At 41.0% G+C, this 15,373-nt stretch carries 16 protein-coding genes; 8 read left to right on the top strand and 8 right to left on the bottom strand.

Translation table 11 applies throughout. The features are described 5' to 3' along the window. Window positions 1-195: 195 nt before the first annotated feature. A complete protein-coding gene (locus AC5JMF_RS22010; protein WP_495797842.1) occupies window positions 196-2,052 on the bottom strand; it encodes a hypothetical protein in 1,857 nt (618 codons plus the stop codon). A 661-nt stretch (window positions 2,053-2,713) separates the two neighbouring features. Between AC5JMF_RS22010 and AC5JMF_RS22005 the strand changes: the two genes are divergently transcribed. Next, window positions 2,714-3,934, top strand: coding sequence for an ATP-grasp domain-containing protein (locus tag AC5JMF_RS22005; RefSeq protein WP_495797841.1), 1,221 nt, complete (start codon window positions 2,714-2,716; stop codon window positions 3,932-3,934). 165 nt (window positions 3,935-4,099) lie between these two features. After that, complete coding sequence (msrB, locus tag AC5JMF_RS22000; RefSeq protein WP_495797840.1) at window positions 4,100-4,591, top strand: peptide-methionine (R)-S-oxide reductase MsrB; 492 nt, start codon at window positions 4,100-4,102, stop codon at window positions 4,589-4,591. Between the two features lie 63 nt (window positions 4,592-4,654). Here the strand turns inward: msrB and cdf31 are convergent, their stop codons facing one another. After that, window positions 4,655-5,545 (bottom strand): CDF family zinc efflux transporter Cdf31, encoded by an 891-nt coding sequence (gene cdf31, locus AC5JMF_RS21995; protein ID WP_495797839.1) that lies wholly within the window; start codon window positions 5,543-5,545, stop codon window positions 4,655-4,657. Window positions 5,546-5,911: 366 nt separating this feature from the next. Here cdf31 and AC5JMF_RS21990 point away from each other — a divergent pair, with 366 nt between their 5' ends. Continuing rightward, the gene (locus AC5JMF_RS21990) at window positions 5,912-6,262 is read left to right on the top strand and encodes a hypothetical protein (RefSeq protein ID WP_495797838.1); all 351 of its coding nucleotides are present in this window, start codon (window positions 5,912-5,914) and stop codon (window positions 6,260-6,262) included. A 306-nt stretch (window positions 6,263-6,568) separates the two neighbouring features. Here AC5JMF_RS21990 and AC5JMF_RS21985 read toward each other — a convergent pair whose 3' ends face one another. The 3 genes from AC5JMF_RS21985 to AC5JMF_RS21975 form a co-directional block, all read right to left on the bottom strand. Then, window positions 6,569-6,805, bottom strand: coding sequence for a DUF4327 family protein (locus AC5JMF_RS21985; protein WP_096537447.1), 237 nt, complete (start codon window positions 6,803-6,805; stop codon window positions 6,569-6,571). 786 nt (window positions 6,806-7,591) lie between these two features. Continuing rightward, the gene (gene rbfA, locus AC5JMF_RS21980; protein ID WP_495797837.1) at window positions 7,592-8,011 is read right to left on the bottom strand and encodes a 30S ribosome-binding factor RbfA; all 420 of its coding nucleotides are present in this window, start codon (window positions 8,009-8,011) and stop codon (window positions 7,592-7,594) included. A 92-nt stretch (window positions 8,012-8,103) separates the two neighbouring features. Next, entirely contained in the window at window positions 8,104-8,310 is a 207-nt protein-coding gene (locus tag AC5JMF_RS21975) for a DUF751 family protein (RefSeq protein WP_495797836.1), read from the bottom strand. 164 nt (window positions 8,311-8,474) lie between these two features. Here AC5JMF_RS21975 and AC5JMF_RS21970 point away from each other — a divergent pair, with 164 nt between their 5' ends. After that, window positions 8,475-9,308: a DNA adenine methylase gene (locus AC5JMF_RS21970; protein ID WP_495797835.1), complete on the top strand. Its 834-nt coding sequence runs from the start codon at window positions 8,475-8,477 to the stop codon at window positions 9,306-9,308. Here the strand turns inward: AC5JMF_RS21970 and AC5JMF_RS21965 are convergent. Beyond that, entirely contained in the window at window positions 9,305-9,781 is a 477-nt protein-coding gene (locus tag AC5JMF_RS21965) for a PD-(D/E)XK nuclease superfamily protein (protein WP_495797834.1), read from the bottom strand. The two genes, AC5JMF_RS21970 and AC5JMF_RS21965, sit on opposite strands and share 4 nt — an antisense overlap. 426 nt (window positions 9,782-10,207) lie before the next feature. Continuing rightward, the gene (locus tag AC5JMF_RS21960) at window positions 10,208-11,428 is read right to left on the bottom strand and encodes a HetZ-related protein (RefSeq protein ID WP_495797833.1); all 1,221 of its coding nucleotides are present in this window, start codon (window positions 11,426-11,428) and stop codon (window positions 10,208-10,210) included. On the opposite strand from AC5JMF_RS21960, the gene AC5JMF_RS21955 reads away from it, so the two are divergent. Together AC5JMF_RS21955 and AC5JMF_RS21950 are read left to right on the top strand one after the other, a co-directional pair. Continuing rightward, window positions 11,427-11,552, top strand: a complete 126-nt coding sequence (locus AC5JMF_RS21955; RefSeq protein WP_495797832.1) for a hypothetical protein — start codon at window positions 11,427-11,429, stop codon at window positions 11,550-11,552. The genes AC5JMF_RS21960 and AC5JMF_RS21955 overlap by 2 nt on opposite strands. Before the next feature lie 52 nt (window positions 11,553-11,604). After that, complete coding sequence (locus AC5JMF_RS21950) at window positions 11,605-11,808, top strand: hypothetical protein (RefSeq protein ID WP_495797831.1); 204 nt, start codon at window positions 11,605-11,607, stop codon at window positions 11,806-11,808. Window positions 11,809-11,811: 3 nt separating this feature from the next. Here the strand turns inward: AC5JMF_RS21950 and AC5JMF_RS21945 are convergent, their stop codons facing one another. Further along, a complete protein-coding gene (locus AC5JMF_RS21945) occupies window positions 11,812-12,471 on the bottom strand; it encodes an L-threonylcarbamoyladenylate synthase (protein WP_495797830.1) in 660 nt (219 codons plus the stop codon). A gap of 181 nt (window positions 12,472-12,652) precedes the next feature. Between AC5JMF_RS21945 and larC the strand changes: the two genes are divergently transcribed. Together larC and AC5JMF_RS21935 are read left to right on the top strand one after the other, a co-directional pair. Next, the gene (gene larC / locus AC5JMF_RS21940; protein WP_495797843.1) at window positions 12,653-13,966 is read left to right on the top strand and encodes a nickel pincer cofactor biosynthesis protein LarC; all 1,314 of its coding nucleotides are present in this window, start codon (window positions 12,653-12,655) and stop codon (window positions 13,964-13,966) included. 436 nt (window positions 13,967-14,402) lie between these two features. Next, window positions 14,403-15,227, top strand: coding sequence for a phytanoyl-CoA dioxygenase family protein (locus AC5JMF_RS21935; protein WP_495797829.1), 825 nt, complete (start codon window positions 14,403-14,405; stop codon window positions 15,225-15,227). The last annotated feature ends 146 nt before the right edge of the window (window positions 15,228-15,373 follow it).

The following is a 15,373-nucleotide window of genomic DNA, read 5'->3' as shown; positions in this document are numbered from 1 at the left end:
GCGAAGCGGTAGCGAGTCCTCGAGCGTCAGCGGTAGCGAGGTACGAGCGTCAGCGGTAGCGAGGTACGAGCGTCAGCGTTAGCGACGCAGGAGCGTCGCGTCATTACGAATTACGTTAGCGCAGCGTTAGCGAGTCCTCGATAGCGTTAGCGTTAGCGACGCAGGAGCGTCGCGTCATTACGAATTACGAATTATTTAATCTCCCGCAAGTGTCCGTGTATAAATTTCTTGACCTTGGGCATCAAAGAGGAAAAGAGACTGGTTCGCGTTTTCAGCGATGACGGCTAGTGCTTCTCGTAGGGTTTGTAAATGATTGCTAACTTCGATGGAGGTACTTGAGTTTTCAGGATCGGCATTAGCGATGCTATTTTGCACTACTTGGTCATACTCTGGAGTTAACTGTACGATAATTCCTTTGTTGTTGATGTTAAAGCTGCAAATCCGAATTCCGTTAACACAAGTTTTTTCTAAGTCAGTGCGAGTTTGTTGTAAATTTCCGATGATTTGGAGTTTTTCTTGCGCTTGTTTGAGTGCAGTTGAGTAAGGTGTAATCAAGGTTTGAGCTTGATTGTAGTATGAGCTATCACCAGAAATTTGTTTAGCTGTTTGCAAAGCTTGTTCCCAGTAGGTGACTGCTGCTTGCCATTGATGTTGTTGTTCATAGGTTTTAGCAACTTTGGCATTGCTAATGGCTTGTTGGTAGGCTTTAGCAGCTAATTGTTCTTTGGTGGCGCGATCGCGTGCTGCTGCTAATTTAGGTTTATATTCTGCTAATAGCTTTTGGGTTTCTTGGTAGGCTGGGCTAGTTCGGGGAATGGCATTTAAAGCATTAACTGCTAACTGCCAAGTAGATTGCACTTTTTGAAAATCTCTCAACGATTTGGCAGTGGCTGCTTGTTTTGTCGCAGTGCTAGCTACAGCTTTTGCTGCTGAGAGTTTTTTCAACCATTTTTCCTCTCCCAACATCTGTTGATTTACAGTGAGTAAATTAATCCGATAATCCAGTAATTTTGCTTGTACTAACTCATAAAGCTCGCTGTTGGGACTGATTGCCTCTAATGGTGCGATCGCCTGTCGCCACAGATGTTGTCTAGCTTGCAACTCTTCTAGAGAATTTACAGGAGCTTGAATTTTTTGTGCCGCTAAGGCAGCCACATCCAACGCCTTTACCACCTGGTTAATTTTTTCTGACTGTCCAGACAAACTTGTTTTTAGTTCCTCTGCTTGCTGGTAACGAGTAGACCAACCAGGGACATTTGTCAAGTCTGTACTCACTGCCTCCAATTGCTGTTGCACCAGTAGCAATTCCTTTTGGGACTTAGCACGTTGCATCAGTCGTCTAGATTCGATTTTGAATTGCTCAGCAACTTGTATTTCTTTACACTCTAACAGCACACAAGGGCGAGTCAGCAAATAGCCACCAGCACCGAAAACAACACTTACCACCAAAGCTGCACCCAGCAAAATCGGTTTAACTTGGTGTACAGGCTTTTTCGGCAACAAATTCGGCGCATCGTCGAAAAACGGATCAAACGCGATCGCTTCTTCCTCCCCTGTTTCCTCCTCTACCGGATCAACTAAGGGGGGGAAGATTATGGAAGATGAGGATGAGGGAGATGAGGAGGATATCTCCGCGTCCTCTTCCCTCTTTGCGTCCCCCTTCGGGTTCGCAGTCGCCTGCGGAGGGAAACCCTCCCGCAGCGCTGTCTCACCGCGTCCCCGCGTCCCCGCGTCCTCTTCCCCCAGTCCCCTCGGCTTCACTGTGAGTAAACATTGAGCATAGGGGAGTTTTTCACCAAAAACTCTTAGGTAACATTGCACCTGTTGTTCTCGATGGGGTGTTAGAGATAAGAGTACTTCTTCAAATACTGCAAAGACTATCTGTCTATTAACTATCAAATCTGATGGATGTTGGGTTAAGATCATTAACCCGTCTTTATTGACGGCACATTTAACCTCGAAGACTTCAGCAGATGGTACTTCTGCAAACAATTGTTCTTGCAAAGTTTTGGCTAACATCTGTAAGTCTTCCTGCTGGACTGCTACTTTCATAGAGCGTTCCCGCTGATATTCGATATTGTTTTTCTTATCTGTGAGGATACAAGATGAACTTTTGGGGTTTGTTGAATGCAGATGCACAGTTTAATCAACCACAGCCTGAGAATCAGATCGACCAACTTTCTAACACAAATTCTGACTTTTCACCAAAAATTATCAGAGTGGTAATTGTTCGCTCTGCTACATTTTTTTTATCGCTAGATCAAAAATTAAAAAATTCAACTCCCAATAGAAATTACAAGTAAAAAATGGGAATAATATGATTTTTGGTCTTTATAGCGTGGGCACTGTTGACAATTTAACAATCAGAGTTTGAAAAAATACTTAATAGTGCTTACCTAAAAAAATTGCTAGTTTCGTATTAGTAGTTACAAAATTATCCCATGATTAATAAAATACTGGGATATCAAAGGTTATTGACAAAAATGCTAATTATCATCCATACAAGCAAATTTACTGAGGAGATTGATTAAGTTTTTACACTTGGCATAAACTGGTTAGCTATATAAATTAATTTGCCTAACTTACCAAATTGGATAAAATTAAACGGTGAAAAATAAATTTTTATAGCTGTCCAAAGCTGAGTTTTGCGATTAAAGTGCTGAGAAAGATAGCAATAGCTAAATGTTTTGAAGTGTAAATACAAGGTGTATCGATGGATTTATTAGAGTACCAAGTTAAAGAATGGTTTAGTAAAATAGGCATACCCGTACTGCCTTCTCAACGAATTGACCATCCTACAGATTTGAAACGGTTAAAAATTCGCTATCCAATTGTACTAAAATCTCAAGTACATGCAGCAGAACGAGCAAAGGCAGGCGGAGTAAGGTTTGCAGAAACGACAATCGATGCGATCGCAGCTGCTCAAACTATCTTCAATTTATCAATTTGGGGTGAGTTGCCAGAAGTATTACTCGCAGAAACTAAATACGAAGCCAACCAAGAATTTTCTTTAGCAGTAGTTTTAGATACAGCTGCCTGCCGCCCAGTGCTTCTAGGTTGCAAAGAAGCAAATATCGACTGGGAATCAGCAGGGGAAAAAATGCACCATATTGTGGTAGAGCAAGAATTCTCACCATTTTATGCCCGCCGATTAGCTCTGAAAATGGGCTTGCAGGGTAATTTGATGCAGTCGGTAAGCAGCGTTGTGGAGAAGCTATACCAATTGTTTGTCCAGAAAGACCTAGACTTGGTAGAAATCAATCCCCTGGCGGTTAGTGCCTCTGGTCAAGTTATGGCCCTCAATGGTAAAGTCAGCGTTAACGAACGAGCAATTAAACGTCATCCAGACATTGTTGAGATGGCAGCAAAAATAGTCAGTCGTCATCCCAGTGGTCAGATTAATGGCATTTACAGTAACTGGAATGGCTCGCAAACGCAAGGTAAAATTGGCGTTCTAGGTAATGGTGCTGGTTCAGTGATGACAACTTTGGATTTAGTTGCCAATGCAGGCGGCAAACCTGGTATCTGTATAAATCTTAGACACAGTTTTCTGACAGATACCACACCATCGACATTTTGCGATCGCTTAGATACAAGTTTAAAAATCCTGTCCGCAGATCAAAGCATTCAAACAATATTGATTAACTTTTTAGGCAACATTCCTCAAGTAGAGGAAGTTGCACAAGTGATTGCGAAATTTGTTCAGCAAGAAAATACCCCAGTGAGATCACCTTTACGCAATGGCAGCAAAAACCATCGCCAAACTCATATACCATCATTAGTTGTCCGTCTTGCTGGTTCTGAGTTTGATGCTGCTAGGAAATATTTAGCAACACTCAAAACCTCCAGCCATACATTGGTATTAGTAGAAAATTTAGATGAGGCAGTAAAAGAAGCAGTGCATCTTGCTCAGCCCATTGTTTCTCAAGTCTAATGGTGGAGCAAAGGATTATTTTGCACAACCAATAACCTCTGTAGAGACGCTTCCAAAGGGCGTCTCGACGCTTATAAATAATTCTTAGGAAATTTTCATGATTTTATCAGGGCTAATTCAGGGCGATCGCACATGCTAGTGATTAGCTAAATTGGTAATTGGATTTTGAAAAAACGATATTTTTTACAAGCTAGTGCAGCAATAGTTGGCACAGTATGGTTGTCGCATCATTTAACTGGGAGATCGCGAGTTATGGCAACCAAAAATGAGTTTGAAATCACCAAAAATGATCAAGAATGGCGTAAGATTCTAACACCAGAACAGTTTCGCGTACTGCGTAAACATGAAACTGAACGTGCCGGCACCAGTCCACTCGATAAGCAGTATGCCAAAGGTACTTATGTGTGTGCTGCTTGTGACTTACCATTATTTATATCTGCAACCAAATTCAATAGTGGTACGGGCTGGCCGAGTTTTTACGCACCTATCGATAGGGCAATTGGCACATCTGTAGATAAATCATTTTTTATGACCAGAGTTGAAATACATTGCCGTCGCTGTGGTGGACATCTGGGTCATGTATTTGACGATGGCCCTGCACCCACAGGCAAACGTTACTGTATGAATGGGGTCGCAATGAAGTTTGTAGCGAGGTGAGATTTTGGTACTAGGCGATCCTGGAGATATCAGGAAACTCCTGTTATGTGCCTATTTCGCTTTTCATTCAAAGCTAATATGCTCAGATTTATATGTCGGTGGCTCGACATGAATTACAATCCTTACAGGGCTGAAGCGTTCTGCTAATCGGCTTTCTACTTCTTCGGTAATGCGGTGGGCAGTTTCTACATCTGGTGCATCGACTATTAGATGCATTTCAATAAATACCTGGCGACCTAAAACACCGCGAGAAGCGATATCATGACAGTTAATTACACCAGGTACAGAAGTTGCGATCGCATGTATTGCTTCTGGTGCGATCGCTATTTGATCTACAAGCCAAGGTAAATTATCTTTTAATACTGACCAACCACTCCAAAAGACCAACAAAGCAACCGGAAAAGCTAAGGCCACATCCAGCCATTGATAACCCAACCAAACGCCAATTAAACCGCCAATTACCGAAATTGTCACCCAAACATCGCTCATCGTATGAGTAGCATCAGCAATTAAAATTGGGCTACCCACTTGATGCCCTACACGACGTTCGTAAAAGGCTACAAAAATATTTACACCCAGCACAATTAGTAATAACCATAACTCTGTTGGGGAAATTTTTACAGGTTCACCACCTTTGATAATTCGCTCAATAGCTCCTTGAAGGATTTCAAAGCAAGCTATTCCTAGAAACGCAGCAATTCCCAAAGCTCCCACCGCTTCAAATTTTTGATGTCCATAAGGATGTTCGCGATCGGGTTGCGGGGAAGAAAACCTACTAGCAATTAATCCTAAAACGTTGTTAGCGCTATCTGTAACACTATGTAAAGCATCAGCTAATAAGCTTAAAGAACCCGTCCCAAATCCCACAACTGCTTTTAATCCCATGACAAACAGATTGAGTATTAAGGTAATAATTAAAACCTTTTGTACGGCAGCGCGATTATCGCTAGTCATAGAGTTTTTACACAAAGATCTATGACTTCTAATGTAAAGCTCAAGATACCAATTATTTCGACATAGGGTAATAATTACAAAGAAAGGGAACAAGGAACAGGGAACAGAGAACAGAAAGTGTCCTGTTTATTGTTTCCTAAAATACTTTAATTCTGGGTTTAAAAAATATGTTTTTCTCGCGCTTCGCGTCTGTAAAAACGGTGTTCTTGTTAAATATCCTGTTTTTAAGCAGGGGTTTTCCTTATTAAGCGTTAAGCGCGATACACTGAAGCTCAACGAAGTGTTCCCTGTTCCCTCCGAAGAATTATTTTGATTACCCAATTCCAGTAACATAAAAGATTATCAAGAAGTTTTAATCAAGAGCTAATGTCTTCAACTCCTTTGACACTCAACCTCATTGAAGGTTCTATCTCTTTTAGTTTTTCACCTCAAGCAGCACGGGAATTAAAAGCAGCAACTGATGAACTCATGGAACGCTTGAAAGCTGTTGCCACTAAATCTACTCCTAGCAGCAAAGCTACTCCCCAGCGTCCTTTAGAATATCGTTACACTGGTGAGATATTTCTAGAAATTTTCTGCAATCCTAATATTTGGCCAACTCCCTTCGCGGCAAAAGTCCTGCTGACTGTCCGCGATGCTAGCATCCGCTTGACTACAGAAGCTGAACTTACCCGCATCGTTGAAGATATTAACCAGTATTTAGAGCAAGTGGGATAGATAAAAATCACCGGGATAGTTCAAAATATCGAACTACCCCGGTCAGGGAAATTACGCACTATACTCAAGCTGTAGCATCGGATATACACAACAACTGACTTCGATGCGTTTACTAGATTGAAAAGTTGTATAAATCAGACTCTAATGCTTGCGTGTTAATAGAAAATCAAAGATTCTGGATTGGGTGGTGTACTCGTCAAAACCAAAAATTATTCCTCAGATTTGGCTTTGAGTTGCCGATGGTAAAATCCATAGATAAAATATAAACTCCTGCTCCAAAACCCTACATTCAGCATCACCCATTGGTTAGTCGTTGTCCCACTCTTCACGACCAATCAGATCGCCAATGCGATCGCGTAATAAAAAGTCACATTTCTCTAACTCACATTCAACGCAAACCCACTCTCTCGCTGGGATGTATTGGCAGAGTGTATATATTGGCTGCTGTCTGCTGACCATTCCCTTTTGCACCAGTCGGCGTGCTTCGTCTTGAATCACATCCAGAGAGTAGTAATTTATAGAAGGCACCGTATTCACACTCATTGTTTTACTCACAAATTTACACGTAGATAGTGTTCCCGGTATTCATTGGGAACAAACATGACAAGGACTATACTTGTGGCTAGGGTTTTGTAGTTTGCTATACGGAACTAGTTTCATTTTGACGTTATACACCCTAAAATTATCTAAAGAAATGTTAAAAAAGTCAACGTTTCCTGACATTTGCTCAAAATATGCTTCATTCCAGAATATCAGAGTAGTTAACTTAACTTGCTAGGCTAGCTATGTGAATTGTACTTAACAAGTCTCAAGCGCTTGATAGTTATCAAGTTTTAGACCGAATTGAGCTGATGTTGATGGTTCATATGGCGATCGCTAATGTAAGAAATAATGATCAGTAGACTCTTTCTAGAGCTAGTGGTAGTTGGCCCAAGCAAAGCAAACTAAAAATATTTGGTGAGAGCCGGAGTATAAACTAATGCAAAGTACAAGGGCTAACCTACACCATGAAAGCTTTTAGTTTGATATCCATTAACAATTTTTTAAACAAATTCACTTTTTCTGAGACACTCACGCAGAAGAGTTGGTGCATGGAAGTGCTGAGTGAAGAGATGAGGGAGACGCGGGGACGCGGGGACGCGGAGAATAACCAGTCCCCAGTCCCCAGTCCCCAGTCCCCAGTCCCCAGTCCCCTGCCACATACCCAACTACTGAACCCTCAAGCATGTATAGTCACATTAAAACAGACGCGATTCCGTGACGTCTGTAAAGTGATGATCTGATTTCTAGATGTCAATTGTTCTGAGGTTACATTGTTGTCTAAGTTACTTATTGTGCAAATTGCTCATCATCTTCATCTATGTTGTCTTCTAACGCTGCTAAACTTTCCGGCGGACGCTCATGCTTAAGTTGATTCAACAGACTCAGCACTTTAGTACCCCGTTCAATAGAACGGTCTTCGATAAAAATTACCTCTGGTGTGCGACGTAGCCTGACTCGTGCGCCAAGTTCACTGCGAACATAACCAGTCGCTGACTTTAAGCCGGCCATTGTTTCTTCCTTAGCCTGCTCTGTACCATAAATACTGACGTAGATTTTGGCGTGTTGCAGATCGCCGGAAACGTCAACATCGGTAACACTCACCATTCCCGTACCCACACGGTCATCCTTAATACCGTTGAGCAGCATTTGGCTAACTTCCCGTTTGATTAATTCAGCAACGCGGGAAATGCGGCGATTTGTAGCCATAAAAATTTCGCCTCCTCACAGAGGTTGTACACATCAATAAAATGCAAGTTTGGCGATAAATTTACTTGGCGCTTGCAACGCCAAGCCCCATCCTAGATTGTACTCAAGCCCAGCATTGCGCGTAGGGTAAGAGCAACAAACACTAGGCTACCCACAAATAAACCCAACATAGCAATTAAGGTAATTGGGCGCTTAAATAATGGCATTAATGGTGCAAATGTATTCACCAATACGCCTAAGAGTACAGTAACAAAATAGCGGGGGTAGCGAAAGACGTTATCCCAAAATCCGTCAAACATTTGAATATATGCTGCCTTGTTATGGAGTTACGCTTGTTTTGATATGGTAGATCTATTTAATTGTAATCTATGTGGTTAGCAAAATACTCAGTTAATATAAAATATAGTTCGTCAGTTATATTAGCTATATTTACTCGCGATTATTTTAATTAAATCATCAGGAAATGGTAAGTCAAATTCCTCAGCAAGCTTGCACGCGTCCATTTTTAAAGTGGGCAGGTGGCAAAGGTAGATTGATTCAGCAGTATCTTCGCTATTTTCCCAAGAATTACAAGACTTATTATGAACCGTTTTTAGGTGGAGGTGCTGTTTTTTTTCATCTCCAGCCAACCGCTTCAATTCTGACTGATATTAATACTGATTTGATAATTACTTATTGCTGTGTTAGGGATAATGTCGAAGAATTAATCTGCTTATTAAAAGAACATAAATCCCGCCATAATAGAGATTATTATTATAGTGTACGTTCTAGTAATACAGATTCTAATTTAGAAAAAGCTGCTCGGCTGATTTATTTAAATAAAACATGTTTTAATGGTCTTTATCGGGTTAATTCACAAGGTAAGTTTAATGTGCCTTTGGGGAGGTACCATAATCCTAATATCTGTGATGAAGATTCGCTGCGAGCAGCTTCGGTAGCACTTTCTCAATCTGAAATTAAACAAGCTGATTTTGCAGATATGCTAAATCATACAATGAGTAGTGATGATTTTGTGTTCTGCGATCCACCTTATTATCCTATCAGTAATACCAGTTATTTCACTGGCTATAGTCGATATTCTTTTGATGCCAAAGACCAAGAACGTTTACGAGATACTTGTGCTGAACTAGCAAGTCGTGGTGTCAAAGTTATGATCTGTAATTCTAATTGCGAATTTATTAGAGACTTATATAACGAAATTAACTTTAAGATTCATTTAATCGAAGCAGCACGCTCGATAAATTCTAATACGAAAAAAAGAGGATTAATTTACGAATTACTGATTACGTCGTATTAAAAATCTTTATTTGCCCAAGCAATAAATCGATCTAAACTATGAACTGCTAATAAATTGTGATTATATTTAACTTGTTGCTTCAGCCATTCGACTGCTCCTTCTCTCATCCCTTCACCTCCTATCACTACAACCGTTGGTGCTGGATAAGAGTCTTGAATATTTAAGTTCAAATAGGGAAATTTCTCATCCACAGAACCTCCACTTTCTTGCCATTTACACTCAATAATTAGTCCAGATGGCTTGCTAGGTATTCCAACTACATAAAAGTCAACTTTGAGGACAGTTTGATAAATTCCCGCACCAATATAGACCTGCTTAGCATACCTTTTTGGTAATAGGTTAGCAGTTAATAAAAATTCTTCGCTGACATGGTTTCCTACTTGGAAGTAACCATGTAGCCTCAAAATTGTTTCGACATTACTTTCTAAAATTTTCCCTGCTTGGTTTGCTCGTCCGCCTTGAGTCAGAGCCATTCCTGCTTCCTCTGCCAAAAGTCTCACTTATTATAGGATTCCACGGAAGTTGCAGTAAATGGTTAATTGCTTAATATGAATTTTTGATTTTATTTGTCACATTAAGTTTGAGGGGTAAGAGAACAAACCACAGAGGCACAGAGAAAAGTGCAATCTTGGGGTCTCCCCAAGTAGAGGAACTTTTCAAGACAGAGAACTCAGGGGAGGGAAAGAGAGATTATAAAACTTGGTATGTAGCTGAGAATGAGGACTAAAGTCCTGACTACGAACTTATTTACTTAACAAAGGAAAATTTGGTACTTGTGTACTAAATACAAATGTATTAATAATCGGAATATAAATAAAGTTATTGATTATAAATCATCGTATTTGTGATCAAGTTTGCAGTGTTTAGGATTGTATTTGGATGATATTAGCTATTTTGCTTTAGCCTGTTTGAATTTCAGTATGACCATTACGAATAGCCCATGCTATTTCTAGGAGTTGAGTCCAGCGCTTTTGCAATTGTTTTGGTGTACATTTTAAGGCTTTAGCGATCGCCTGATCACTTTCGCGTGCAGTTTTCATCTGCAAAATTTGCTGTTGCTGTTCTGTGAGTTGACTCAAAAACACTTCCCACTGCTGCGAAGATAGACCCAACTTTTGCTCTAAACCCGCGCCTAACCATTGATGTACCAATTGCCATTGATGTTGCTTGGCAAATTTTTCCACATGGTATTTAAAACGCTGTTGCAGATAGTCGCGCTGACGGCTGGTGAGACCGAGAATTTGGTCAATTTCTGGTGCTGAAAGGTCTTGGAGTTTGAGAGTTAGGTAGTCCATACAGTCAGACTGACCTTGAGACTCTAAGTATTTCATTAACTCAGTGATGACGCGATCGCGTTCTGATTCCTCGGAGGGATCAAAATTAGCTTGGGCAATCATTTGCGATCGCAGTTGTTGCACCGCCGAGTTACGCTGGTAAGATTCTCCATCCTCACCCTTAGCAGACTCCACCGCCATTTCAATATCCACAGTTGTTTCTTGTGGCTGACGACGAGCAAAACCTTGAGCGCGGAGAATAATCAATTGCTGATTGGCACCACCAGGTAAATTGATGCGGCGTTTGGCGTATTGCTCGCTAAATGCCATGTATTCCGCTAATTGCAACTGAGTACGCGGTGTATAATCTTCCGGTAGCTCGTTTTCTCTGCGGAAAGCTTTGATAGCTTCGATATAAAAGGCTTGGAGGAAATCTTCAATCAGGTTGTAACGAGCCTCAAAGCCCAAATCAGAGCCTGATATAGTGACGTGACGGTAAACCATAGCACCTAAATTACTATGTAATTCCACCCGTCCTTGTCTTGATCCCAGTTGATAGTAGCGGAGGCATTTTTGGAGACGATGCCTGCCTAAAGTAATCTGCCAAGACTTGATTTGTCCAGATGTTTGAATGCGGGAGCTTTTATCGCAAATACGTTTTACTTCTTTAGCTATGCGATTGGCGACAGCTTGGACACACCTGGGGCCTGCTTTGACTTGGGCTTGCATTTCTTGACACAGCGAACCGATTAAAGTTTCAGTACTGTTGGCTGACAATTCCTCGGCCGAGATGTAGTTATCAAAAGCAGGTGTAGAGTTCGGTAGATTTACAAGATTAGCTTTCATGACTTTTCCACAGAGGTATTGCACCGTAATTAAAACGCAGACACAGCAATTAGAGACAGTTTTGGCTGAAACATCTTCTGGTATTCGTCCATCAAGATTCGCCGCATGTACTGCTTACTTATAAGGTTCATATATTAAGACTGTAAGAAATCCTAAAAAGTTACAGGCATGGCTGTGTGTCGGTTTTTTCACAAGCCACTAAATCGACGCTGGCACATAAGCATCTACCATTAATTCAAAGTGCTAAAATTCCTTTGTGTGCCGACTTTTGCTACTGTCCTGTTCTACCTACTGCGATCGCTTTTAATTATGACGATTTTAAAACTGGAGTTTCTTTTATGACATTCTCCGAAACTGGGGGATGCGCTTGTGAAGTATGATTTTTATACCCACGCTGTTGCTGTTTCCCAGCCTAAACCCCGTCTTGTAATCATTGGTTCATCTCCTGTCAAATCTAAAATAGTAGACACCTCATACGTAGGTTCCTCGCCAGTATCTACAATGACATCTACCAAGTTATCCAAACAATCAAATAACTCCACCCGTGAGAGAATAGATTCTGGGCTGACTGCCAGCATTCCATCACCTGTTTCATCTGGTGGCAAATGTGCTGAAGTTGAAATAATCGGATTGCCCAACGCTGCCAGCAACGCCAAACACACATTATGATTTGGCACACGAATCCCAGTAGTTTTGCGCTTAGGATTTTGCACCAATCGCGGTACTAACTTGGTAGCTGGTAGCAAAAACGTGTATGGCCCCGGTATTAGGCGCTTCATGATCCGATAGGCTGTGTCACTTACGAAGGCATAAGTAGCCACATTTGAGAGCGAGGGACATAAAAATGTCAGTGGTTTATCGTTTGCTAGCTGCTTAATTTGCCGCACTCTTTCCACCGCCGACTTAGCATTTAAATCGCAACCGATCGCATAAACTGTATCAGTAGGGTAGAGCATGACTGCGCCACTAGAAAGCGCCGACTTTATTTCCTCTATTCGGCGAATTTGAGGATTATCCGGATGAACTGGGAATATTTTTGCCATGGGACACGGGGAAGGGGACTGGGGACTGGGGAGATGTGGTTCGACTTCGCTCACCAACCGGGGGATGGGGGAGACGCGCTTACGCGGTGAGACAGCGAGTAAAGGAGGGTTTCCCTCCGCAGGGGACGCGGGGACGCGGGGACACGGTGAATGACAAATGACAAATGACAAATTTCTCTCTATGAGTAAAATAGCTTATCTTCAATGTCCGACTGGAATTTCTGGTGATATGTGCCTGGGAGCTTTGGTAAGTCTGGGTGTTCCTGTGGAGTATTTGAGCGCAAAACTCAATGGGTTAGGAATTGAAAAGGAGTATCAGTTAAGAACAGAACTTGTCCATCGCAATAGCCAACAGGCGACTAAAGTTCATGTCGATTTGGTACACGAGCATCACCACCATCATGAACATGAACATCATCACCATCATGTGCGCCACCTGCCAGAAATAGAGCAGATGATTCTCAAAGCAGGGTTGCCATCACGAGCAGAGGCTTGGAGTTTGGCGGTTTTCCGACAGCTAGCAGTGGCAGAAGGGGCTGTACATGGCATCGCGCCAGAAAAAGTCCACTTCCATGAGGTGGGTGCTGTGGACGCAATTGTCGATATTGTTGGTACTTGCTTGGGGTTGGATTGGTTGGGTATTGAGAGCAATGAGCAAGGATTGCCTTTGCTGTACTGCTCAGCTTTTCCGACAGGCGGGGGAACAGTACGCGCTGCACATGGGCAGATGGCGGTACCAGTACCAGCAGTGCTGAAGTTATGGGAAATGCGGGGTTGTCCAGTTTACAGTAATGGCATTGAACGAGAACTAGTGACACCAACAGGAGCTGCAATCGCCACTACTTTAGCGCAAGAATTTGGTGCGCCACCTGCAATCACCATCAAGCAAGTGGGATTGGGAGCAGGTTCTCTCAATTTACCCATTCCCAATATATTACGCCTCTGGTTGGGCGAACACACAAATACAAAATCCGATTTTGCGAATTCTCAAGATACTAGCCCCTCTCTGGAGACTATATCAGTACTAGAAACCCAAATTGATGATTTAAATCCGCAGGCGATCAGTTACGTGTTTGAGGCATTATTTCACGCTGGTGCAGTAGACGTTTTTACCCAACCCATAGGAATGAAAAAATCTCGCCCAGGGATTTTACTGACTGTAATTTGTCATCTAGAAAATTTACTTAACTGTGAAGCAGTTCTATTCCGCGAAACTACTACTTTAGGAATTCGGCGAACAACTGGACAACGCGCCATCTTACAACGAGAAATTCAACAAGTGGAAACCGAATATGGTAAAGTGCGCGTCAAAGTTGCATGGCAAGGACAACCACAAGCAAGATCTCTGGCTAACGTACAACCAGAATACGAAGATTGTGCAGAACTAGCGCGAAAACACAATATTCCGTGGCGCGAAATTCAACGCTTAGCACTACAGAATTGGTATTTGGGGAACGGGGAATTGGCAAAAGGTTTTTCTAGCTTAATTGTGTAATTTGTTACGTTAAATTCTGACAATAGAGAGTGAGTAGTCGGGAAATAGGCAAATAAGTACGTAGTAAGCACTTTAGTGCTTACTACGTACTAGTTAAAGTTACTGGGACAGACCACTAGCCTTTTAAACTCTTTAAAAAAATATTCATTTATAAGAAGAAACAGTAAATCTACTGAGATTGAGTAGCCCTGTTAACTTTTAGTGATTAACATGGGAAGATATAAATTACACATTTATATTTACGCAGTATAGAGGAATTCTCTTAAATAACCCATTCTGCTGTTTTGATCATTGGAGGCTTATGTTGATAAGTTTATCCCGTAGCTATTTAGAAAGATTTTTTATAAAAATTCATAATTGCTTTTACGAAAATTATAAAGGACTGACTAAAAACCCTAGATGGCTTTTAATGCGTAAAATTGCACGATTTAAAATCATGCAAAAACTGATGATATATTTATCGCCATCTGCAAATAAATCATATGTGCTAGGGATCAATGAAAAAAATACTTATTTTCCAGATGTAAATGTAGATGCTGCTGTCAATATCTTGAAAACCGAAGGATTATATTTAGGTATAAATTTACCTCAAGATATGGTGAAAGAAATAGTAGCGTTTGCTAAATCAACAACTTGCTATGGAAATAGAAAACCCAGCTTGGGTTTTCATTATCATCAGAAACAACAAGCACAACAAAAATCAGGTAAAAAGTTTGTAGTTGGTGGTTATTTTAACACAGCTTTACTCTGTCCAGCTATTAAAAAACTCCAAAATGACCCAAAATTATTAGCGATCGCTGCTAAATATTTAGAAGCAAAACCAGTACATCAAGGTAATTTAATGTGGTGGAGTTTTGCAGGCGAAAAAACACATGATCAACAAAGTCAAGCCGCTCAATTTTTTCACTATGATCTAGATGATTATCGATTCTTAAAATTTTTCTTTTATTTAACAGATGTCAATGAACAAAGCGGCCCTCATGTCTGCGTTCGTGGTAGTCATCAAAAAAAGAAACTCTCGCATCTTTTAGTACGTAAACGAGAAACAGATCAAGATATTATCGATTATTACGGCATAGAATCATTAGTTAATATTTGTGGCAAAGCCGGTTCTGGGTTTGCAGAAGATCCGTTTTGTTTTCATAAAGGCAACACTCCTACTCATCAAGACCGCTTAATATTACAAATAGAATTTGCCAGAACTGACTACGGTATGCAGCATGACCTGCGACCAACCTCTATACTGAAATATATTCAGTAATTTGCGAAAAATTACTGAATATATTTCAGAAACATCTTAAAATTTAAGTATAAAACTATATTTTTTATTAATTCTCATTCCCCCTGCTCCCGCTTTCAAGGGTAGGTTTTTCATATTCAGTCTGAAAAAACCTATTTTTTCGTTCC

The organism is Desmonostoc vinosum (assembly GCF_059505385.1).
The sequence above is the reverse complement of the archived record's forward strand: the minus strand, read 5'-3'. Positions and strand labels throughout refer to the sequence as shown.

Excerpts from the sequence above, each read along its gene's own strand:
- AC5JMF_RS22010 (WP_495797842.1), bottom strand. The coding sequence starts at position 2,052 with ATGAAAGTAGCAGTCCAGCAGGAAGACTTACAGATGTTAGCCAAAACT.
- AC5JMF_RS22005 (WP_495797841.1), top strand. The coding sequence starts at position 2,714 with ATGGATTTATTAGAGTACCAAGTTAAAGAATGGTTTAGTAAAATAGGC.
- cdf31 (WP_495797839.1), bottom strand. The coding sequence starts at position 5,545 with ATGACTAGCGATAATCGCGCTGCCGTACAAAAGGTTTTAATTATTACC.
- AC5JMF_RS21990 (WP_495797838.1), top strand. The coding sequence starts at position 5,912 with ATGTCTTCAACTCCTTTGACACTCAACCTCATTGAAGGTTCTATCTCT.
- AC5JMF_RS21985 (WP_096537447.1), bottom strand. The coding sequence starts at position 6,805 with ATGAGTGTGAATACGGTGCCTTCTATAAATTACTACTCTCTGGATGTG.
- rbfA (WP_495797837.1), bottom strand. The coding sequence starts at position 8,011 with ATGGCTACAAATCGCCGCATTTCCCGCGTTGCTGAATTAATCAAACGG.
- AC5JMF_RS21975 (WP_495797836.1), bottom strand. The coding sequence starts at position 8,310 with ATGTTTGACGGATTTTGGGATAACGTCTTTCGCTACCCCCGCTATTTT.
- AC5JMF_RS21970 (WP_495797835.1), top strand. The coding sequence starts at position 8,475 with ATGGTAAGTCAAATTCCTCAGCAAGCTTGCACGCGTCCATTTTTAAAG.
- AC5JMF_RS21965 (WP_495797834.1), bottom strand. The coding sequence starts at position 9,781 with ATGGCTCTGACTCAAGGCGGACGAGCAAACCAAGCAGGGAAAATTTTA.
- AC5JMF_RS21955 (WP_495797832.1), top strand. The coding sequence starts at position 11,427 with ATGACTTTTCCACAGAGGTATTGCACCGTAATTAAAACGCAGACACAG.
- AC5JMF_RS21960 (WP_495797833.1), bottom strand. The coding sequence starts at position 11,428 with ATGAAAGCTAATCTTGTAAATCTACCGAACTCTACACCTGCTTTTGAT.
- AC5JMF_RS21945 (WP_495797830.1), bottom strand. The coding sequence starts at position 12,471 with ATGGCAAAAATATTCCCAGTTCATCCGGATAATCCTCAAATTCGCCGA.
- larC (WP_495797843.1), top strand. The coding sequence starts at position 12,653 with ATGAGTAAAATAGCTTATCTTCAATGTCCGACTGGAATTTCTGGTGAT.
- AC5JMF_RS21935 (WP_495797829.1), top strand. The coding sequence starts at position 14,403 with ATGCAAAAACTGATGATATATTTATCGCCATCTGCAAATAAATCATAT.